The following is a 23,274-nucleotide window of genomic DNA, read 5'->3' as shown; positions in this document are numbered from 1 at the left end:
CACCTCTTCTTACCTATCCTTAGCTAGGAATTAAATTTAGTATCGTTTCAATCATGACGGTTAGGATTGGAATCGCCATAGCTAATATAATGATTTTTCCTGCTAATTCAATCTTAGAGGCTAGCGTACCTTGACCTGCATCTTTAGTGATTTGAGAGGCAAATTCAGCTACATAGGCTACTCCAATTATTTTTAGAATTATTTCTAAATAGACCATATTTACTTTTGCTTGTTGAGCAATAGCTAACAGCATTTTAATTATGTTTGATATTTGCTCAACTAATAATAAAAAGATTGAACAACCAACAAATATAATAAGAAGAAAAGCGAAATTCGGTTTTTGCTCTTTTACTATGGTTGCTAGGAAGGTAGCTAATAAAGCAATACCCACTATTTTTATAATTTCGATTGCTCATCCCTCCTTGCTATTGAAACAGAAAAACGGACTTAATTTTGTCAAATAACTGTTCAATGATTTGTGCCACCATAAACAAAATGTAGATAAAACCAAATAAAGTTACCCATTGTGAATATTCTTTTTTGTTGATTTGCTCTAGCAATGTATTTATGAATGCTATCACGATGCCAACACCTGCGATTTTGAATATTAAACCAACTTCTATCCCCATTCTAGTTTCCTCCTACATGTTGTTTACAAAAGTAAAATAATAAGTAGTAAACCTGTTAAAAATCCTAAACTTTTTACCATCTTTTCATATTTTTTTTGATGTTGAAGAGCTTCATTTTCTTCTCTCTCAATATGTGACATCGTAAGAAGAATTTGTTTTTGTTGCTGATAGCGATCATGTTTTCCTAAAGTTTCACCGAATTGTGCGAGGATTTCGATATCATTTTGCTTAAGAGCTAAAAAGTCCTTCAATTCAATAAAACAGGTTTCCCACATATTTTTCACACTGGCATCTGTCTGTTTTAACTTATCTGAAAATAAGTGGAAAAACTTATTCAACGGGAAAGGTAATTGCTTTGAAATTCGATAGGAAGCCTCTTGTAAAGGCATATGTCCAAACATTATTTCTGCTTCAAGCGCTTGCAAAGCTGTAATGAAATATCGAAGTTGTTTAGGCCTCTTTCCTAAATGGCGTGAAATTTCAAAACCTATCACTGTACTAGCGATAAGAATGAGTGCTGCCCCTAAAAGCTTAATCATACCTTCACGCTTCTTTCTGTTAATAAAGGGTTACCGTTAGTATCATAAACAGCAAAACTAAAACCATCTCTTACATTTCTTCTTAATAAAACAAAGCGATTAAAGACTTCTAACTCCATTATTTTGCGAATGGTTGGTCTTTTTAGTACATCTTCTATTGAGAAGCCATGGGCTGAAATGATTAGCTTTATTCCTGCATTAATGGCTTCCTGAACCGATAGGGCATCTTCTTCTCTTCCAATTTCATCAGCGATGATAACATCAGGTGACATGGAACGGATCAACATCATCATACCTTCAGCTTTAGGGCACGCATCTAAAACATCCACTCTCGGTCCAAATTGCAATTGAGGTACCCCTCGAACACATCCCGTTATTTCAGAACGTTCATCAACAATACCCACCTTTAATGCAGTAATGTATTTGGATGAACATCCACTTGAAATAATTCTTGCTAAATCTCGTAAAATCGTTGTTTTTCCCGTTTGAGGAGGTCCAATAATCAATGTATTTTCCCAACCAGCATTATATAAATGAGGTATTAACTGTTCAGAACAGCCTATTTTCTCTTTAGCAATCCGAATGTTGAAAGAGGAAATATGAATAATGGCTTTAACATTACCTTGATCCAAAATAACTTTCCCAGCTATTCCAACTCGATGTCCACCCTCAATAGTTATGTAGCCTCTTTTTAATTCTTCCTCCATCGTGTACATAGAGAAATGAGTAATAGTATTTAATAACTGCTCAGCATCTTCTTCTGTTATGACTAAAGGTAAAAGCTCGTATGACCTACCAGATGAAATCTCAATATTTCGACCAATTCGTATTCGGATTTCTTCAATTGATTCCCATTTTTCAGAAGGCATGTTTTGCAAAAAGGCTGTGATTCTTTTTGGAAATAATGAAAAAATAGATTGCATACAAGCCCCCTCTCTTGTTAACGTATTCTTTTACAATGTATGGGCAGCATGTACACTTTATGCCTATAAACCAAAACTATTTGTATAAAACCCCTTTTGGCAAAAGACCTATTAGATATTCACAGGTAATAAGAACATATCGAATAGTTACACTTTATGAGAGACACGATTGAATCTAATTTCCGTGAACAAAAAAATAGGCTCCTCCATCATGATGTTCCATGAATTTGAAGAAGCCTTCCGTTAACTTATTTTATTATTTGCGATGTTCCATCACAGTACTTTATCGAACCGCCTTACATCACCGAGATAACTTAAATTGGTTACTCCTTTCTAGACTATACGTAAATTCGTAAAAACATTTTTTTACAGTGCTTATTTATAAGCCCTTTCTTTCATATATATATAGGCATCATTGTGATAACCTTTTACAATTAAATCTTTAATAATTTGAGATAAAATAATACTATAGACGGTACCGTTACCTCCAAATCCTCTTAAAAAGTAACTATTTGGATAATCTTCATATATCCCGATAGTCGGGAGCCCATCATGAGTTTCTCCAAAAAAAGCACCCCAATAAAAATCAGCAAAAACTTTGCCATGTAATTCTGGAAATAACTCAATCAACTTCTCCAATAAAAGATCTCGTTTATGTATAAGCATGGTGTCTCTTTTTTTTTGTGTATTGTTGATTCATCGAGACCTCCAAATACGATTCGGTTCTCTTTTGTTCGTCTTGCATATATATAGGGTCTAGCCGTTTCCCATATCATCATATCGTCATACCATCCAGGTAAGTTTTCAATAACGTTTGTAGAAATAGCATATGAACTTACAACCTGTCCATTAGGATCTTTTTTTATTTCCTGAGATTCGTAACCAGTTGCATAAATGATATATTTAGCTTTAATCTCAAAACCGTTATCAGTATATAAAACCGTTGAATCTTTCATCTGTTTTCTACCATTAATTTTAGTATTTGAGAAAATTTTCGTTCCATTATTAAGAGCATAATGAATAAGTAATTGAGCATGCTTATAAGGATTGAGTTCAGCATCTCCATCAGTAACAATCGCTCCAGGTTTAGAGAAGGAAAATTTCTCTTCTATTTGATTTTCCCAAAGAAATTCAACAGGAAATCCATACTTTTTAAGTGTATAATATTCTTTCCGAAGCTTTTCAAGATCATTTTCACTTGATGCAAAATATAAACTTTTTCTGATTTTAAAATCCGAATTTTCTTCCAACGTCGGAACTACCTTCTGTTCTAATGTTTCTATAGCTTCTTTACACAATTGATAATGCCTAACGGCAGCTTTTTTTCCAAAACCATTTATTAATGTACTTAACATCGCATCGTTTGAATACTGCAATAATCCAGTATTGGCTTTTGTACTACCGCTACAAATTTCTCGTTGATCAACTAATACAACAGATACATTTGTTTCACTAAGAAAATAAGCACAATGTGCCCCAGAGGAACCACTTCCTATAATCAAGACATCACAATCTACATTCTCATTTAAAGAAGGGTATGTCCATCCTTTAAAAGTATGATTCCAAAATGTTTTCCCGCTCGATAAATCCATATATCTTATCCCCTTATTCGTGTATTCTTCAGGTTGTTTTCACTTTATCGCCTATTACATCCCATTGCAGGAAGGTTGCTTTCCACAGGTCGTGAAACTCCTTCATACAATGATCTTGTAGAATCAAGCTTGTCCTACAGCTCCCAGAGTTGACTCATCGTCCTCATCCTATCGAACAACATTTACCAACTGTTTTATGATCAAAGTGCAATTAAATAATAATCTTTCATCCACCAACCTTTTTTAATATCCCCTATTCATGGTCATTATCAAACATCTTTGACATTTTTTTTCGTTCATCTCATTAAAAGGGATTTTTCCCACTAAAGCATAAACATAATAAATATATCAAATGCCATACTAATCTTACAGAGGAAACTCTGTATAAGATATAAGGAGTGAACGATATGTCAAATAGTAATAAACTATTAGTCCCTGGAGTAGAACAAATGCTTAATCAATATAAATATGAAATTGCTCAAGAATTCGGAGTAACTTTAGGTTCAGATACTAGCGCTCGCGCCAATGGCTCTGTAGGTGGAGAAATTACAAAACGCCTAGTACAACAAGCACAATCTCAATTTAAATCAGGACAATAACATATATAGCTAAAAGAGGCTCCTGAATAGGAGCCTTTTTAATAAATCCAAATCCGCAAGAAAATCAAAAAGGAAAAAAGTAAAGACGTAATAGCAAAAAGAAGTGAAAGTTTTTTATAACCCATATCTAATAGGGCTGCGAAGCAAATTGAATACAGAAGTAAATCTAAAAATAGCCTATTTAATCCTGTTAAATAATAAATAGATAAAGGTATAACGAGGTTCACCCCTAAATAACCGATAACGAACGGAACAACTATAGATAAAAGAATACGCGTCATCTTATTTTTCCCATAACAAAAACCCCAAAAACTTACTATTATGAAACATATGACCACCATCATTAGTCTAATAAAAACGATTCCCCACATACTCATGCTAACGACTCTCCTAAAGTTAAACGGTCTATTTCTATCACCAAATAAATAACTTCATGATAAATAACTATAGATAGCAGATATCCCTTAATTCTCATTATTATATAAACCAAATATACCTATAAGAACGGTTATATTTTTAAGTTGCTTTCGGTGCAATCGGATCACCGATTATCGCTCTAGAAGGGCCAACTGGTGTTTCAGCGATTGAAATCAGTAAAATGCTTGGACGACAATTACCATTTTTATCAGTCTTTATTCCATTCTATTTAATCTTTATCATGGCTGGATGGAAAAAAACAAAAGAAGTATTTCCAGCTATTATAGTAACAGGTGTTTCTTTTGCTGTTACACAATTTCTGACTTCTAACTTCATGGGACCAGAACTTCCTGATATTATTTCAGCCCTAGTATCTATGATTGCATTAGCCATTTTCTTAAAATTCTGGAAACCAAAAAACACGTTCCATTTTAAAACAGAATCAGAAGTTGCTGCAACAGCACAAGTTGAAGAGAAAAAATACACAGGTGGTCAAATATTTAAGGCATGGTCACCATTTTTAGTTTTAACAGCAATCATTTCCTTATGGGGTATTCCAACAGTCAAAATTGCTCTTCAAGGACATTATGAAGGTACAAATGTTATTTTAAAGGCTGTAAATTCAATTGGTAGTGCACTATCATTCCTACCGGAAGTACCATTTGTTCACAATCAAATTTTGAATGGCGCTGGTGCTACAATTGCAGCTGTGTATAAATTAGAACTACTTGCTGCTGCCGGTTCTGCTATCCTTATTACAGCATTTATTACAAAATTTATTGTTAAAATTTCATTTAAAGATTGGTTCATCACTTTCGGTGAAACTTTAAACGAACTAAAATTCCCTACCATTACAATCGCTGCCGTTGTAGCATTTGCCTATATTACAAACGCGTCAGGTATGAGTACTACATTAGGTATGGCATTAGCTAAAACGGGTGCTCTATTCCCATTCTTCTCTCCATTCCTCGGATGGTTAGGGGTATTTATTACTGGCTCTGATACTTCAGCAAACGTATTGTTCGGAAATTTACAAAAAATCACTGCCAATGGGATCGGTATGAACGAAGTTCTTGCGCTTGCTGCGAACTCTTCAGGTGGGGTAACAGGTAAAATGATTTCTCCTCAATCGATTGCTGTAGCGTGTGCTGCGGTTGGACTAGCAGGTAGAGAATCTGAGTTATTACGTTTCACATTCAAACATAGTATATTTTTACTTCTGTTAGTAGCAATTATTACGTTCCTACAAAGCAATGTACTATCCTTTATGGTTCCATAACAATTTAACAAATGAGAAAAAAGTGTCCTAAGTATTTAGGACACTTTTTATATGGCTCTATTTTTTAATAATGACTGTCTTTCTCTTCTCCTTTGACTATACAAAAAGGTCAGAACGATACAAACAGATATTGTTCCAAACACTAGAACCATATTTTTAAAACCAATCGTATCTAAAAACAAACCAGCTGTTACTAATATACCTTGAAATAACAGTCGATCGGCCATGCCTTTAAATGAAAAGAAAGTACCATGTACTTCTCTTGCAACCATCGTTTGAAATAAAGTTGCAGAAATCGGGAAAAATACACCCGCTGCTAATCCAAACATCGCAAAGGTTATAATAGAAGCAATTTTTATATCAGCAAAATAAAGCGATAAATGCGAAGCTGCCATAACCGTTGCTGCTAGTAGCATTACATGGATTGGATTTTTATTACCTGTAATCTTCCTAGCAAAAAAAGCACCTACCATAAATCCTATACCTTCAGCTGTATATAGCCAACTTTTGACAGCGGGATCGTTTTGTAATTCACCAATTTTTAATACCATTAAATTAAAGCTACCTAAAAATAACGTGGGAACTAGTAATAGAACGAGTCCCATTAAAACTGTAGGAGTTCGTTGAAGAATAGGTATAATTTCTTTAAATCCACCTTTTGATCTGGCATGTGTGTTTTTCTCAGAATTGTTAGTAGAACCTTCTTTAATATGTAGAAAAAAAGTACAAACGAATATAAATAAATAGGTTAACATCGATAAGAAATATACTTGAAATAACGATAAATACAACAAAGCAATTCCCGCTAAAGCTGTACCCATAATTCTAGCTACAGTCCCGACATTCATATGTAAACCATTCAAATTCATTAGTTGTCGCTCTTCAACGATCAATGGTATTGCAGCCTGTAATGCTGGCATATAAAAGGCATTCGCAATCCCAATAACAACCATATACACACACATCCACATGATACTATTTGCTTCAATCGCGAGAAACATAAACCAAACGGAAAGAATTCGAAGTCCACTTGAATAAATCATAATTTTCTTTTTAGAAGAATTATCAATTAATTTGCCAGCAAGAGGTGCTATCACTACTCCAGCAAGCATCCCCAAGAGCAGTATTAAAGATTTATGTAAATCAGATGGCACAAGATGTTGCAGAAACTCTAGATTTCCAATCGTTCCAAGCCATAATCCTAAATTTGCTATGAATTCCCCCATCATTAATATCCACACATTTTTATTTGTTATCATCTACAACCAACCTTTAAAACAAATATTTCGTAATACTAAATATATTACCTTCTCGCTTCATTTCTGTCTATATGTATCTTTCTGACTTTTACTGATAGCTTTTCGCTTTATACAAGTAGCGCCAAGACATCGTACTCATTCTTTGCAGTGTGCTATTGTTTTCTTGAAGGAAATTTGGACAATTTGTAATCAGCAATGACGAAAAAAAGACTCTAAATAAAAAAAGTATGAGTTGTCCAAACCAACTCATACTTTTTCATTCTTTATTTATTCATTTATTAAAGTTTCTAATGCTACTGTAATCATATCATTAAAAGTAGTTTGTCTTTCTTCTGCTGTTGTTTCTTCCCCAGTAATAACATGATCACTTACAGTCATAATGCTTAATACATCCACGTTATAACGTGCACCTAACGTATAAAGAGCTGAAGTTTCCATGTCAACACCTAATACACCGTAGTCAGCTAATTTATGAATCATAGAATCATCATCTTCATAGAATGCATCGCCCGTATATACATTCCCAACACGAACTGTCATATCTTCGTATTGTTTAGATAAACGGTATGCTCTTTCTAAAAGTGTAAAGCTTGCATTTGGAGCATAATTAATTCCTGGGAAAATACGATTTGGCATTTTTGAATCATTTGTTGCCGCCATCGCCATTATAATATCACGAATCTTTACTTCACGCTTCATTGCTCCGATTGTACCGATTCGAATAATATTTTTCACACCATAATCCTTTATTAATTCAGTTGCGTAAATACTCATTGAAGGAGCACCCATTCCAGATGATTGAATAGAAATTTTTTCTCCTTTGTAATAGCCAGTATAGCCATACATTCCACGTACTGTATTATGACATTCTACGTTTTCTAAAAATGTATCCGCAATATATTTGGCACGAAGTGGATCTCCTGGCATTAACACCTTTTCTGAAATCTGGCCTTCTACTGCATTTAAATGAATACTCATAATTATGTCCTCCAAACCGTTTTGAATCTTTATTATGATTTAAAAATCATCCTACTTTTTTAGTTAATTCTTTTTTCACATTTTGTTTTTTTAATTGACTTGAAGAATAAATACAGCTTGCAACGAAACCAACTGCGAACGTTAATAATACCCCAAGACTGTTTCCTTCAAATATCCCTTTTGCAAATGGAGCTGGAATGATTCCATTTGTTGTAAATAAGAAACCAACAATAACACTTCCAACCCAAATACTTACATTTCCTACATTAATTCCATTATTTTTCTCACCTGTAATTAATTCAGGATCATAACCATTTTTCTTACGTAAAATAATGTAATCAGCCATAAATACTGCTGTCCAAGCCGCTAAACCAATACCAACTAAACCTAAGAACATTTGGAATGAACCTAAGAAGTTACCGTTAATAAATAATACATATGATGGTAGTAGAATCATAATTGCACCATGGAACAGTATAGATGTACGTTCTGAAATTCTAATATTAGTCGCCTCTAAAGCTTGACGTCCTGAACGTAATGAAATAACTGCTGGTGGAACAATTCCTCCTAGTGCCGTAAAGAAATACGGAATTACCATCCATTTAGGCATTTGTAATGCTAATGCTGCAACTGGATCCGCAGAATCTACTAATTCTGGATTCGTTGCATTCATTAAAATTCCTAAAAACATAATAACAAACAATGGAATAGAGGATGCTAATGTTGTTGTCCAGAAAATGGATTTATTTGATGACTTTGGACTTTGATAACATGAGTAGTCACTGGCTACCATTGCCCAGCTTAAAGCTGATCCTGCAATAATAATGGAGATAGCTGGTAGTACTCCTCCTATCCAATCACCATTTGGCATATTAACAAGAGCAGACCAATCAGTTTGTGGTACAAGAATCACCAATACTACTATTGTCAATGCTCCAAAAATGTATGTGAAAATCGTTTGTGCTTTTACTAATGTTTCTTGCTTCACTAAAGAAAGTGCCATAATAGCAACTGTTAAGGCTATTAATCCAATTATTTGAGTAGTTGTTGTAACCTCAAAACCAGCAGCTGTAACGATTGCATTAAGAGAAAAAATCCCTGTAGGTACATTCCCCATACTTAACCATCCGATTAAGCAAATCCACGCTAGAACAGCAGGAATTAAGTTGCCTTTACCACCGAAGGCTGCTCTTGATAGGACAAATGTTGGGGCTTTGCCTAATTTACCAGGTAAGCTTAAATATCCAATTAGTGAAAACGAAGCCGCTCCGACTAATGCTGCAATGACAGATTGAACAAAGTTTAAACCATAACTTACAATAATTCCTCCATACACTAAGCCCATTACGCCAATGTTCAATGAAAACCATATCCAAAATAGTTGTTTTGGACTACCGGTTCTTTCATTTTCTGCAATTAAATCTGGATGTTGTGTACTCACTGTAGTTCCCTCCACTTCATTTTACAAAAACCTTTTAGAGATAAGTCATCTGATGTCAGACAACTCTTAATAAAAAAAATAGTACCCCTATTAGTAAGATTAATAGAATTATGACTAGTACTTCTTTTTAGTTTTGTAAGGGGTTTCATTTCTTGTTTATAGAATAACACTTTTATTATTATTTTGGTATATTATTTTGAGATTTTCATAGCTTTGCGTCTAAATTGTGACTAATGACAAATAAATCAAATTACTATAATTTTTCACTTTAATAAGATAATAAAAATTATTATAATATAAAAAAGCTGAGTCAGATTGACTCAGCTTTTTCTATTTTTAATTGGTTACATTAATCCTTTCTCTTCAGGTTTGGAATTTTTCTCTTTTGAAAAGATAAAACCACAAGCTACAATACCAAGTAACACAATCCAGAAAATTAGTTTCCAAGTAAGTGACTCTGGGAACTCATGTGGAATAATTCCAATGGAAGGATGAGCTAATGTGAATACTGCTAGCTTCACCCCTACCCAACCGACAATAAAGAATGCTGCTGTTTCCAATGATGGTCTTTTATGAAGTAAATCAACAAATAAATGAGCTGCAAACCGCATAATAACAACTCCGATAAATCCACCTAAGAACATTACAAGGAATTGTCCACCGTCAATATCACCTACAGAAAACCATCCAGTTGCAGGTAATGTTTTTGCAAGTACTACTGCTGCTAACATAGAATCTACAGCGAAAGCAATATCTGCTAATTCTACTTTTGCCACTGTCATCCAAAAGCCAGATCCACTCCCAACCTTTGGTTGTGCTTCATATAATTCATCTTTATGTGCCCATTTTTTGTATAAATGATGAGCCGCGATAAATAATAGATACACCGCACCAATAGCTTGGACTTGCCAAACGTTTACAAGATAAGAAATTAAGAATAAACTTCCTATACGGAATACAAATGCTCCTAATAAACCATAAAATAATGCTTTTTTTCTTTCAGCCGGTGGTAAATGTTTAACCATTACTGCTAATACAACGGCATTATCAGCTGCAAGTATACCTTCAAGTCCAATTAAAACAAGAAGAACCCAACCATACTCTAATAAAACTGCTGCTTCCATATGTTTCAACCTCCAATATTAGTGTTCTTCTTTCTTCCCATTTGTACTTATCCAAAAGTTGGATTACAAGCAAACAAAAAAGACCTCTGCCAGTAAAATGGCAAAGGTCTTGCTGAGCATAATTTAAGTAATTAAGCCAACAAAGCCGGAGGAAGATCACTTCCACGAATTGACGACTTTGTTTTAGGGCGAACCCTAACGCTACTCCCCTTTGAAAAGGAACACTTTATTAATTTATATTAGTAGTATATTTCATCAAAAAAGATATTGCAACATTTTTTCTTTGAAAAATCATTTACAAGATTGCTATTTTTATTTTTTTTGTAATTTAAGATAGCTTTTCAAAAAAGTTGGCCATTTTTTGGAGTCACCAAAGAAGGCTACTATTAGATTTTTAAAGTCCTCATATTTCCCTCGATAAGGATACCATTGAACCTCTTTCACTTTTTTTCCTGAGTCAATCATAATAGCTTTTTCATGACAAAACATACGTAGTCCATTTTCACCATGATATCGACCTATACCACTTTGCTTGGCTCCTCCAAAAGGAAGATGATGATTCGCTACAGAAATAATGACATCATTTATGATGACAGCCCCTGAAACAAGCTGATTAGCAATTCGATTGGCCCTAGTAAGGTCATTTGACCAAACACTAGCATTTAGACCATACAAAGAATTATTGGCTAGTGAAATAACCTCTTCTTCATTTTTGAAAGGAATAATAGGCATAATCGGACCAAATGTCTCTTCATTGACTATTTTCATATCGTTTGTCACATTGGTTAATACCATCGGATTAATAAACATACTGCTTTCATTCCATTGATCAGGTGGAGTACCAGTCTCTAATGTTGCTCCCTTATTTAAAGCATCATTCACATGTTTTTTAACAATTTCTACTTGATTATCAAAGGTCATGCTTCCAATATCATCGTCTATCGTACTACCCTGCTTTAAATATGCTATCTCACGCTTAACCGCACTTACAAATGATTCGTGAATTTTTTCATGGACATATAAACGTTCTACGCTCATACATACTTGCCCACTATTTGTAAAGGCACCCCAGACTGCTCCCTTAGCAGCTCTCTCAATATTAGCATCTTCACAGACAATCATTGGATCTTTCCCACCCAATTCTAAAGTATAAGGAATCAAGTGTTTTACCGCTTGTTGGGCAATAATTTTACCGGTAGCTACAGATCCAGTAAAGAAAATATAATCTGGGTTAGATTCGACTAATGCTTGCCCTAAATCTTTACCACCGTGAGCGAATTGGACAACACCATCTGGAAATCCTGCTTGTTTAAATAAATCCTCCATATGCTTTCCGACATAAGGAGTCACTTCTGATGGCTTTGCCACTACAGTGTTACCAGAAATTAATGCGCTCAATATCGGAACCATAGAAAGCTGAAAAGGGTAATTCCAAGGGGAAATCACAAGTACTACTCCTCTTGGCATATAATCTATATATGATTTTTTTCCAATAAAAAGTATTGGTGTCGCTACTTTCTGCCGTTGAAGCATTCGTTTAGCATTTTTTTCAATAAAAGTTAAAAAATCAAGAACTGGCATTACATCTGCTACTAATGCGTCCAGTTTTACTTTACCTGCATCTTGTGAAACAATATCTGCTGTTTTATCTAATTGATTGATAATAACATTTCGTAATTTTGTAAAGTAAATTAACCGATCGGAAATATCTAACTGACTCCAAGAAATAAAACTTTTTTTCGATTGTTTGATAACTATAGGAAGATCACTTATGTTTGTTTCTTCCATCGTATAAATTTTCTCCCCTGTTGATGGAGAATACACATCCCATCGTTCATTCATAAATCGTCCCTCACACTTATCAAATTTTTACATCCTATTACTTTTCAGAATTTTGATGAATAATATCCATAAGCTCTTCAAGGCTATCTGTCTTTTCTTTCGAACTTCTGGCAGGACTTGCATTTTCCAATGCTCCTATTAAATTCCGCTCAGATTTTACAATATTCTTTCTCCGTCTTGTTTCACGATCAAAAAAACTATAAATAATCGGAATGATAAATAATGTCAAAAATGTACTACTTATTAGACCACCTATTACAGTGATACCCATTGGCTGATTAATTTCGGTTCCTTCTCCAAAACCTAATGCTAGTGGAATTAATCCAAGTATTGTTGTTAAAGATGTCATCAAAATTGGGCGAGCCCGGTCTACAACGGACGTTATAATAGCCTCATAAGAAGACATTCCTAATTGCTTCCGCTGGTTAATATAATCAACGATAACAATGGCATTGTTAACAACAATTCCAGCAAGTACGATTAAACCAATAATAGCTGTTATACCAATAGGTGTTCTTGTTATCGTAAGTGCAATAGATACACCAATTACAATGAGTGGGACACTAAACATGATAACAAAAGGATATTTGAAAGATTCGAACTGAGCTGCCATAACTAAGTAAATAAACGCTATGGCAAGAAGAAATGCCATACCCATTTGTTCAGTAGCTGTATTCATTAAATCTCTTTCACCACTATATACTACTTGTGTTTCGTCAGATAAGTGAATATCTTTCATGGCTTGTTCAACTTGTTCTGTAATCTCCCCAAGTGTAGCACTTGATTTATATTTCACAGTAAATTGTACCGCATCTTGATTATTTATTCGTTGTATTTTTAAAGGACTTTCTCCCTTCGAAAAACGTGCTACATCCTGAAGTGTAATATATGACCCATCTGCTTTTTTAATTGTCAATTTCTTCAACTGATCAACGTTTTGAACTACATTTGAATCGTATTGAACATATACAGACTGTATTTCACCTGCATCCGTGACGATTTGAGTTGCTAAAGAACCACGTGTTACATCAGTTACAAGGTTCGCAATTTGAGCAGGAGCAAATCCATTTTGTAGAGCTTTTTCTTTATCGACAATTATGCTTATTTCTTCTACTTTCTCACTTAAATCCGTAGACACCTCTGTTACATCAGATAATGTCTGTAATCTACTCTGTAACTGATCTACTCCTTCATTTAGCCTTTCTTTATTGGTATCACGCAAATTGAAGGTTAACGTATTTGGTGCTGTTCCATGAGTAGATTGCATAACAATAGAAATTTTTGCACTTTTATTTGTCTTCCTTGCTACTTTTTCAATTTCAGGTTTAACATCATCTGCGATTTGAAATACGGATTTATCTCTTTGCTTAAGATCTTTTAATTTAACGTAAACCTCCGCTTTATTTCCCTGAGCAGAGCCACGAAATGCATTTTCTTGAGAGGAGCCAATATAACTAACAAATACCTCTACTTCATTAACCTCTTGTAACTCTTTCTCTATATTATTTACTACTTTTTCTGTTTCCGACAATGCCGTACCATTATCTAATTCAACATCTATCGAAAAATATCCTTCATCTGTACTAGGTAAAAATTGCGTACCAACTGTCGTAAGTCCAAAACCGCCTAATACTAATAACAAAACTACAATACATAGAGTAACCCATCTATGGTGCAAGGTCCATTTCACACTTTTTCTAAGCAGTACCATCGGACGAGAACTCTGTCTTTTCTTCTCCAAATCATATGGTGGCTTTTTCAACCATCTACTCGCCATCATCGGCACAATGGACAATGCGACATATAAAGATGCGAACAAACTAAAAGAAATCGTTAATGCAAATTCCCAAAAAAGTTCCCCAATAATTCCAGAAATAAAGGCCACCGGTAAAAAGACAACCACCGTCGTTAAAGTTGATGCTATAATGGCTGAACCCACTTCTTTGGCTCCATCTTTGGAAGCCGTTTTTGAATCTTTCCCCATCGATAAATGGCGATATATATTTTCTATTACTACTATCGAATTGTCGACTAACATACCTATACCAAGTGCTAATCCGCCTAATGTCATAATATTTAATGTAAAATTCGAAAAATACATTAAAACAAATGTAACTATTACCGAATATGGTATGGCGACCCCAATAATAATTGGACTCTTCACACTTCTTAAAAAAAGAACAAGTACAAGCATTGCTAATATTCCACCTATAACTAAGGATGATGAAATATTACTGATGGCTAATTTTATGTAATCCCCTTGATCAAATAGTACATCAGCTTTTATGTCTTTATACTTATTTTCAGATAATAGTTGCTTCAATTCATGTTGAAAATCCTTTGAAACCTCAGCTGTATTCGCATTTGATTGCTGCAGGACGCTCAATAAAACGGAAGGTATTTTATTTGTTCTAGTGATTGTACCATCATCTTGCTTAACAAGCTCAACCTTACCGACATCACCTACCGTAATTTTCTCCCCTGTTAATGGGGTTGATCTAATAACAAGCTGCTTCATATCATTTATAGACGAAATACTGCTTATAATTCTTGTAGTTAAATGCTTATCTTCTATTTGAACCTTTTCTCCAGGCATACTAACGTTGTTTGCCGAAATAATATTGACAATATCTGATTGCGCTAATTGGTATTTTTTTAATTGATTTTGATCTAGTTCAATTGCTACTTGTTCAACTAAAGTTCCGGACAAATTAACATTTGCTACCCCATCTACCTTTAATAATTGACGCTTTAGATCCTCAGCCAATTTTTGAAGAACCTTATTATCAACATCCGAACTTAATGTTAATTGAATAACCGGAAATTGTGATGGATTAAATTTCATAAACCTTGGCTTGCTCACATCATTTGGTAATGGTGTTCGATCTATACTTTGTAAGACATCATTTTCAACTTCTTCTAACTTTGTATTCCATGAAAATTCTAAAAGAGTTAAATTCGCTCCTTCTTGAGAAGAAGACGTCATTGTTTTTAGTCCTGGTAATGTAGAAAGATTTGCCTCCAATGGTTTGGCCACTTTTTCTGATACCTCAATAGGACTAGCACCATCATAAGATGTAACGACGACAGCAACAGGGGGATTAATATCAGGAATCAACTTTAAAGGAATATTTAGAAGTGACACAGTTCCTAATAATAAAACAAAAATCATTGTTACAATTGTAAATACTGGTCTCCTAATGGAAAAATTACTTAATTTCATATGTACGTCCTCTCTCTTTATTTATGGCTGTGTTCACATACTTTGCTGCCTATGAACAAGTACCCGAATATAGGCAGTGTTGAATTCCGCTCCAGGATGGTGAGCATATGCTCCCGTAGGAGTCTCGCACCTTACACTCCATTCGACTTTTTTTATACTCTATTTATTAAGCGAACTTATTTAACAAAAATCTTTTAGAAAACAGCCTTATTTATCGATAAGGTATATGTAAAATAAAATGATTCATACGATATTATATAAACTCCTCAACTATTGTATCTTACTACCAACTATACTCGACGGTTTTCTTGATTTCAATTAGCAGAAAGAACGTATCACTTTTCTGACAACACTTTTAATATTCTTAACATATCTGACATAATGAATGATCCTAATTGATTTATTTCTAACAGCCATTCTATTCCTCTGACTCAAAGCACTCATCCACTATCGACTATAAAATGTTAATAAACAACTATAGTATCAAATTAATCTTTAAAACATAGAAAAAGCCATATAACGTATATGGCTTTTCCCATCTTATATAATTTTTAAACGGCTATACCTGCTTTTGAAAGAAATTTATAAACATTGTTAACCCAAATAGCATTTGAGTTAGAATGGTCATTCGAAGCACCCTGAGGTGAATAACGAGAGTGAATAGCTTCAACTGTATATAATCCATCTCTTATATACAATCGAGATAATAAAGAGCCCATATAGTGAATACTATCCTCTATTGAAGCAAATTTCATTGGACCATTATGGGTAAAACCACCTACGTTATTATATTGCTTCAGCCAATTACTGTCCCCACCGGTTTCACTCATAGCAACCGCCATTAGGAAAGCCGGATTAATTCCATACTTTTCTCCAACTTCATAAAACACAGAACCATAACCTTTTAAATAACCACTTAACACTTTATCTAAATCTGCAACAGTGACTCCTGAGTTACCTCTTACATCAAATCCTCCTTTTCCATCATATTGAATGTTATTAGAGGTATTTTTTTCAGCTTCTTGTTTCTCTTTTTCTTTCATTGCTGCTGATTGCTGTTCTAACTGATCATATCGAGTTTGCAATGATTGAACATCCTTTATTGTCCAACCGTATTGTGTGTTTAGCTCATTCATATATTGCTTTTGTTTACGTTCTCGCTCAACTAATGCCGTTTTTGTTGACTTTAACTGTCGTTGAATAGCCTTTTCTTTTTCTAATTCTTTTTTCGCATCGATTTTTAGGGCATTATAATGTTTTACTTCTTTTTCATATGAATCTATTAAATCTTGATCTGCTTTCATTATGTAAGAAACAGCTAAATATCGACTGAAAAAATCAGCAATACTATTAGAACTAAGAAGAATGGAAACAATATTATTATAACTTTGTTCCTCTTGCATAATTGTTAAACGTTTTGCTAACATTGTGTATCTTTTATCCATTTTATCTTTTGACGTTTTCTCTTGTACTTCTAGATTGGCTATATTTGATTGTACCTGTAGCAAATCAGACGTCTGTTGATATTGTTGTATTTCTAAAGCGGCAATTTCAATCGATAAATCTTTCCACTCACGATATACTTGCTTTTTTTTATTTTCTAAACTTTTAGCTTCGGCTGTTTTAGTTTGTAATTCATCGCCTACATTCTTTAATTGTTGACTAACCTCTTGCTTTGTATTCGGATTCGCATGAACAGTAAATGAAAACAAAAAAGTACTAATAAGTACCGTACTGAACATACATTTTGTTATCCGCTGCAACTACTTCACCTCTTATCAAAAAAATACTCTATCGTATTAAACATAGATACTATACAATCAATATAATATCTTAATATTATTATAATATATAAAGCACTTTTATTAATCATTAAAAAAGACTGTTTTAATAATGTTTATCCATGACTTTTGATTGACTTTATCCCTATGCACAAGAAAAACCTTTAGTAATCCAAAACGATTAATAAAGGTTTTCTATAAAACTATGAATTATGTTTTGATATTCCGATTTGAGTCAGACCGCTAAAAATTGTTAATAGTGGACACAACAAACAGAAAAAGGCAAATGGTGCATACTCTAATGTTGGGACACCTAATACGCCTGCAAGGAATACACCAGACACTCCCCAAGGAACTAATGGATTAATGACAGTTCCTGTATCTTCTAAAGCACGTGCTAATGTTTTCTTACTATAGCCATGCTTTTCAAATTGTCCTTCATAGGTCTTACCAGTTAATAATATAGATAAGTATTGTTCACCTACTAAAAAATTAATTCCAATCGCCGTACATGCTGTCGCAATTATTAGCGAAAGTGCTCCTTTTAATAGCCCTTCTATTGTTTTTATTAATGAAGGAATGATTCCTAATAAAAATAGGAGACCTCCCATACCTAATGCTAACAACACAAGTGACACAGAGAACATCATACTTTCAATTCCACCTCTTGATAAGACGGTATTTAGTTGTTCTAAGTTACTGTTCATGACATATCCAGAAAAAAGAATGCTTGACATTTTTGATAAAGTTAAGGAAGAATCAGCAATTAAGGCAATAATAACACTACTTATAATTCCAGCAGAAAGTGTTGGTATCGCAGACACTCTTTTAATTGCTAATACGACTACAATAATAAAAGGAATTAATGATACCCAACTAATATAGCTATGTTCTTGTAATGCTTGTAAAAAAGTGGTGATTTCTTCCGTTTTACCTCTACTAGTTGGCGATAAAAAGAAAAAGATAATGGCTGTAATAACAAAACCAGGAATTGTTGTCCATAACATATTTTTAATATGCTCAAAAAGTGGAACCCCTAGCGTTTCAGATGCAAGATTAGTAGTATCTGATAAAGGAGACATTTTATCCCCTAAAAATGCACCCGATACAATTGCACCGGCTGTAATGGCTAGTGATGCATCCATTGCTGTTGCCATACCTAGAAATGCAACACCAATAGTTGCTGATGTAGTAAATGCACTTCCTATACATGTCCCAACTATAGCGCACACTACAAAAGCTGAAAAATATAACGGTAAATTTGAAAACCATTCAAAACCGTAAAACATTAAAGTTGGAATTGTCCCGCTAGCCATCCAACTACTAATTAGCATACCGATAAAAAAGAATATATAAACAGCTCCAAGCCCTGTACGAGCACCATTCATAATCCCCTTTTCTAAATCGGCAATCGGAACTTTTTTTATTATGCCGTAAGCCATCAAAATCATAATGGCAAAAATCATTGGTAAATGCGGTTTAACACCTAGAAAAATGATGCCATAGCTTACCATCGATAAGATAATAACTAATACTAGTGCAGCTTCCCATAAAGGTAGCCTTAATTTAGCGGATTGTAACATGAATTCAATTCCTCCCAATTTGCATGACAATGATGATAAAGGAGAAAAAACAAAAAAGCCCCTTCTCCACATAGGGACGAAGAAACTTCGCGGTACCACCCTATTTGACAAGTTAACCTTGCCCACTCATTTTTTCTGTTTTACCAAGGCAGTTGTAATTCACTGTTGTTTCCGCCCAGATTTCCACCACTCATCTGGTCTCTTTTTGCTGCAAAAACATCGCTACTCAATCTGCAAACAGATTATCTTTTTTGCTTAAACGCTTTTTAGCGCTAAAGCATATCATTAATGTAATGGATAAGCATTATTTTGTCAACATTAATATTTCGAAATAACATCATTTACAGCTTAAAAAGGGATATCACCAAAAAGTTTATTGTTTATAAAGACGTTCATTGAATAAAAATTAGTATAAAACGATCGATGGTGCAGTATAACTTATCCTATTTACACTAACACTACTTGTTCGTATAAAACAGCCTAAAAAACCATTCAATTCGCCATCAATTATCCTTTCAAATAGTATTAAATAACAAAAAAGACTTACATACAGAATGCATCTGTATGTAAGTCTTTTCTTTTTATTGTTTTCCATCCATAGGATTATATAATTTAACATCAGGGTTCTTATCTTGGAACCAACGTAATGCAAACTCATTTTCAAATAAAAAGGCATATTGATCGTATCGGTCTTTTACTAATATACTTCTTGAGCTATTTAGTTTTTCGTCGACAACATTTCCCTCAACCCAACGAGCCATTTTGTTTCCAATACGTTCCATTATAACATCTGTGTTGTACTCGTTTTTCATACGATTTTCAAACACTTCAAATTGAAGCTGTCCAACAGCTCCTAGCAAATATTCTTCCATTGAAACGGTCTTAAACAATTGAATAGCACCTTCCTGAACTAATTGATTAATACCTTTGTGAAAGTGTTTTTGCTTTAGAACATTTTTCGCAGAAACCTTCATAAAAATCTCTGGTGTAAATTGAGGAAGCTTCTCGAACTGGAACACATCCTTACTTGTAGTAATAGTATCACCAATTTGATAATTTCCTGTATCGTATAAACCAATAATGTCTCCACTTACAGCAGTATTTACAGTCGCTCTTTCATCTGCCATAAATTGTGTAGATGAAGATAAATTAATGGATTTTCCTGTTCTACTTAAATTCACATTCATACCACGTTCAAATTTACCTGAACAGATACGTAAAAAAGCAATACGATCACGGTGTTTTGGATTCATATTAGCTTGAATTTTAAAAATGAAACCAGAAAAATCTTCGCTAACTGGATTAATTTCTCCAGCGGATGACATTCTAGGTTGTGGCGATGGAGCAAAATCTAAAAATGCGTCTAGGAAGGTTTGCACACCAAAAGTCGTTAATGCACTTCCAAAAAATACAGGGGTTAACTCACCCTCAGCAATTTTTTCAATACTGTACTCATTACCAGCTTCATTTAAAAGCATAATTTCATCAAGTGTTTGCTCATATAATGGAGAATTTTTAATTGGGTGATCAATCTCCAATTCACCTTCGTCGTTTAGTGGCAAATATCGGTCTTCACCTTCAACTTTAAATTGTTCAATACGATTATTATAACGATCATATATTCCTTCAAAGTCCTTTCCCATACCAATAGGCCAATTCATAGGATATGATTCAATTTCCAAAACCTCTTCTAGTTCAGCTAGTAATTCTAACGGTTCTTTACCTTGTCGATCCATTTTATTAATGAATGTAAAGATCGGAATTCCTCGCATACGACACACTTTAAAGAGCTTCATTGTTTGATCCTCTATACCCTTAGCCGCATCAACTACCATGACTGCACTGTCAACAGCAGTTAGTGTTCGATACGTATCTTCACTGAAGTCTTGGTGACCCGGTGTATCAACAATATTTACTTTACAATCTTTGTATTCAAATTGCATAACGGAGGAAGTAACAGAAATTCCTCTTTGTTTTTCGATTTCCATCCAGTCAGATGTTGCATATTTACCCGTTTTACGTGCTTTAACAGTTCCAGCATCACGAATAGCACCACCAAAAAGTAATAGCTTTTCTGTAATCGTTGTTTTACCAGCATCCGGATGGGAAATAATTGCAAAAGTCTTTCTTGATTGGACTTCATTTTGTAGTGAAAAGTTCATTTTATACATCCTTATCTATTTAAATCTACCCGATTCATAATCTTGACTTAAAAAATATACCATAACTCCTTTATCATATCTATCTTTTTAAAGGTCTTGTTTCATATTTTCCTTATTTTTTTATAGAAGCAAAGAAAAGCGGTGTTAAAAAATTATTTATGAAATCCTTTTTGAAATGGTTTCACACGTTTTCCAGCATAATCAAATGGCTTGTTATCATACTTTTTATTTCTTTTTAATTCAGTCAGAGCGAAACGGCTGACATTCGTTTTAAATTCTTGTTATCCAGGAATTCTCCTACATTCACCAATCAACTTACCTTTTGATCAATTAGTTGACTTTACAGAACTAATTTAAACACAATAATCTTTCGCCAATTCAAAATATCTTCTTTCATAATATTCCTTTCCAAAATGAATTTCGAATAATTTCTCTTAATTCGCTCACAATATGGAATGTGTAAGTTTGCCTGTTTATCTCATAGATTATGATGCACATTTACTTTAAGCAACTATTCCATTTTATTTTTGAGGTGTTTTTATGAATTATTTATGGGGATTATGTGGTATGCTATGTATCCTTTTAATCGCTTTTCTATTATCAAACAATAAGAGAAAAATTAATAAAAGAACTGTTATTGTTGGCCTAATAGTACAACTGTCGTTTGCCTTTATGGTATTAAAATGGTCGTGGGGCCGATTTGTCCTCCAAAAACTCACAGATGTTGTGAATGCCATTATTACATATGCAAATGAAGGGATTGATTTTGTTTTCGGAGGCATTTATACACCTGAATCAGGAATTTCATTTGTTTTTGCCTTTAACGTTTTAACCGTAGTTATATTTTTCTCTGCTTTAATCTCCGTTTTGTATTATCTCGGAATTATGCAAATAGTTATTAAATATATTGGTGGCGCTATATCAAAATTATTAGGTACAAGAAAAGCAGAATCCTTTTCTGCTACAGCCAATATATTTGTTGGACAAACAGAAGCACCTCTCGTAGTTAAACCGTACTTAGCAAAAATCACTCAATCAGAATTGTTTGCTGTAATGGTTTGCGGTTTAGCTTCTGTTTCCGGAAGTGTCCTCATCGGTTATTCACTACTTGGAGTACCACTTGAATATTTACTTGCTGCTAGCTTCATGAGTGCACCTGCTGGACTAGTGCTTTCAAAAATTATCTTTCCAGAAACAGAAAAAAGCACAACTGATGAAGAATTTGCTATTTATAAAGATGAAGAATCTGCCAATGTTATTGATGCAGCAGCAAACGGAGCTTCTATTGGTCTACAACTAACCTTAAATATCGGCGCAATGTTGCTAGCATTTATCGCCCTAATTGCTTTATTGAATGGATTATTAGGCTTTATTGGTGGATGGTTCGGTTTTGGCGAACTGTCATTGGAGCTTATTTTAGGTTATATTTTTTCTCCATTAGCATTTGTTATTGGTGTACCATGGAATGAAGCATTACTCGCCGGTAATTTTATTGGACAAAAATTGATCTTAAATGAATTTGTTGCCTATTCTTCTTTTGCACCTTATATTCCAGATCTTTCTAAAAAAACGGTTGCTATTATTTCATTTGCGTTATGTGGATTTGCTAATATTTCTTCCTTCGGGATATTACTCGGAGGTTTGGGTAAATTGGCTCCGAACCGAAGACCAGAAATTGCGAAATTAGGAATGAAAGCTGTTATTGCTGGTGCATTAGCATCATGCCTTAGCGCCGCTATCGCTGGAATGCTTGTTTTGTAACTCTCAATTCAATCCGAAATATACAGATTATTTAAAGCGATTTATAAGGAGAAGTTTTCTTTATAAATCGCTTTTTCTATTTTAATTATTAAGATTCTTTGTCAATCCTCTTTTCGATATCAAACTTAACATTTAATATAAT

General features: G+C 33.9%; 18 protein-coding genes and 1 pseudogene. 3 read left to right on the top strand and 16 right to left on the bottom strand.

The annotated features are described in order from the left end of the window. Nucleotides 1–19 precede the first annotated feature (19 nt). The 6 genes from spoIIIAD to BN349_RS23425 form a co-directional block, all read right to left on the bottom strand. Nucleotides 20–400 carry a stage III sporulation protein AD gene (gene spoIIIAD / locus BN349_RS05690; RefSeq protein ID WP_026089190.1) on the bottom strand — a complete coding sequence of 127 codons (381 nt, stop codon included), beginning with the start codon at nucleotides 398–400 and terminating at the stop codon, nucleotides 20–22. A gap of 25 nt (nucleotides 401–425) precedes the next feature. Then, complete coding sequence (gene spoIIIAC / locus BN349_RS05685; RefSeq protein WP_019241313.1) at nucleotides 426–629, bottom strand: stage III sporulation protein AC; 204 nt, start codon at nucleotides 627–629, stop codon at nucleotides 426–428. A gap of 23 nt (nucleotides 630–652) precedes the next feature. Then, the gene (gene spoIIIAB, locus BN349_RS05680) at nucleotides 653–1,168 is read right to left on the bottom strand and encodes a stage III sporulation protein SpoIIIAB (protein WP_019241312.1); all 516 of its coding nucleotides are present in this window, start codon (nucleotides 1,166–1,168) and stop codon (nucleotides 653–655) included. Then, nucleotides 1,165–2,091, bottom strand: a complete 927-nt coding sequence (spoIIIAA, locus tag BN349_RS05675; protein WP_019241311.1) for a stage III sporulation protein AA — start codon at nucleotides 2,089–2,091, stop codon at nucleotides 1,165–1,167. Before spoIIIAA ends, spoIIIAB begins: the two co-directional genes overlap by 4 nt. Before the next feature lie 375 nt (nucleotides 2,092–2,466). Continuing rightward, complete coding sequence (locus BN349_RS24780) at nucleotides 2,467–2,730, bottom strand: FAD-binding oxidoreductase (RefSeq protein ID WP_148335279.1); 264 nt, start codon at nucleotides 2,728–2,730, stop codon at nucleotides 2,467–2,469. Further along, nucleotides 2,718–3,683, bottom strand: coding sequence for an NAD(P)/FAD-dependent oxidoreductase (locus BN349_RS23425; RefSeq protein WP_051024201.1), 966 nt, complete (start codon nucleotides 3,681–3,683; stop codon nucleotides 2,718–2,720). Before BN349_RS23425 ends, BN349_RS24780 begins: the two co-directional genes overlap by 13 nt. A gap of 407 nt (nucleotides 3,684–4,090) precedes the next feature. Between BN349_RS23425 and BN349_RS05665 the strand changes: the two genes are divergently transcribed. After that, nucleotides 4,091–4,282 (top strand): alpha/beta-type small acid-soluble spore protein, encoded by a 192-nt coding sequence (locus tag BN349_RS05665; protein WP_019241309.1) that lies wholly within the window; start codon nucleotides 4,091–4,093, stop codon nucleotides 4,280–4,282. A 38-nt stretch (nucleotides 4,283–4,320) separates the two neighbouring features. Here BN349_RS05665 and BN349_RS05660 read toward each other — a convergent pair whose 3' ends face one another. Further along, nucleotides 4,321–4,659, bottom strand: coding sequence for a DUF2568 domain-containing protein (locus tag BN349_RS05660; RefSeq protein WP_019241308.1), 339 nt, complete (start codon nucleotides 4,657–4,659; stop codon nucleotides 4,321–4,323). Between the two features lie 143 nt (nucleotides 4,660–4,802). Between BN349_RS05660 and BN349_RS23420 the strand changes: the two are divergent. Further along, a pseudogene (locus tag BN349_RS23420) lies at nucleotides 4,803–5,978 on the top strand (L-lactate permease); the annotation flags it as partial. A 47-nt stretch (nucleotides 5,979–6,025) separates the two neighbouring features. On the opposite strand, the gene BN349_RS05650 reads toward BN349_RS23420, so the two are convergent. From BN349_RS05650 to BN349_RS05610, 9 genes are all read right to left on the bottom strand, one after another. Further along, on the bottom strand, nucleotides 6,026–7,237 hold the full coding sequence (locus BN349_RS05650; RefSeq protein ID WP_019241306.1) for an MFS transporter: 1,212 nt from the start codon (nucleotides 7,235–7,237) through the stop codon (nucleotides 6,026–6,028). 267 nt (nucleotides 7,238–7,504) lie between these two features. After that, the gene (gene deoD / locus BN349_RS05645; protein ID WP_019241305.1) at nucleotides 7,505–8,215 is read right to left on the bottom strand and encodes a purine-nucleoside phosphorylase; all 711 of its coding nucleotides are present in this window, start codon (nucleotides 8,213–8,215) and stop codon (nucleotides 7,505–7,507) included. Between the two features lie 46 nt (nucleotides 8,216–8,261). Further along, complete coding sequence (locus BN349_RS05640) at nucleotides 8,262–9,656, bottom strand: purine-cytosine permease family protein (protein ID WP_019241304.1); 1,395 nt, start codon at nucleotides 9,654–9,656, stop codon at nucleotides 8,262–8,264. A 344-nt stretch (nucleotides 9,657–10,000) separates the two neighbouring features. Then, entirely contained in the window at nucleotides 10,001–10,780 is a 780-nt protein-coding gene (locus tag BN349_RS05635) for a TerC family protein (RefSeq protein ID WP_019241303.1), read from the bottom strand. 312 nt (nucleotides 10,781–11,092) lie between these two features. Next, complete coding sequence (locus BN349_RS05630; protein WP_019241302.1) at nucleotides 11,093–12,622, bottom strand: aldehyde dehydrogenase family protein; 1,530 nt, start codon at nucleotides 12,620–12,622, stop codon at nucleotides 11,093–11,095. 37 nt (nucleotides 12,623–12,659) lie between these two features. Then, nucleotides 12,660–15,845 carry an efflux RND transporter permease subunit gene (locus BN349_RS05625; protein ID WP_019241301.1) on the bottom strand — a complete coding sequence of 1,062 codons (3,186 nt, stop codon included), beginning with the start codon at nucleotides 15,843–15,845 and terminating at the stop codon, nucleotides 12,660–12,662. Nucleotides 15,846–16,396: 551 nt separating this feature from the next. Beyond that, complete coding sequence (locus BN349_RS24775; protein WP_019241300.1) at nucleotides 16,397–17,608, bottom strand: murein hydrolase activator EnvC family protein; 1,212 nt, start codon at nucleotides 17,606–17,608, stop codon at nucleotides 16,397–16,399. Between the two features lie 221 nt (nucleotides 17,609–17,829). Beyond that, complete coding sequence (gene nhaC, locus BN349_RS05615) at nucleotides 17,830–19,209, bottom strand: Na+/H+ antiporter NhaC (RefSeq protein ID WP_019241299.1); 1,380 nt, start codon at nucleotides 19,207–19,209, stop codon at nucleotides 17,830–17,832. A 581-nt stretch (nucleotides 19,210–19,790) separates the two neighbouring features. Beyond that, a complete protein-coding gene (locus BN349_RS05610; RefSeq protein ID WP_019241298.1) occupies nucleotides 19,791–21,371 on the bottom strand; it encodes a peptide chain release factor 3 in 1,581 nt (526 codons plus the stop codon). A 540-nt stretch (nucleotides 21,372–21,911) separates the two neighbouring features. Between BN349_RS05610 and BN349_RS05605 the strand changes: the two genes are divergently transcribed. Then, nucleotides 21,912–23,132, top strand: coding sequence for a NupC/NupG family nucleoside CNT transporter (locus tag BN349_RS05605; RefSeq protein ID WP_019241297.1), 1,221 nt, complete (start codon nucleotides 21,912–21,914; stop codon nucleotides 23,130–23,132). Nucleotides 23,133–23,274 lie beyond the last annotated feature (142 nt).

The sequence above is a fragment of the Bacillus sp. AP8 genome (assembly GCF_000321185.1).
Classification (GTDB): Bacteria; Bacillota; Bacilli; order Bacillales; family DSM-1321; genus Bacillus_AD; species Bacillus_AD massilioanorexius.
Note: the sequence above shows the minus strand (reverse complement) of the source record. Positions and strands in the feature narration are given on the sequence as shown.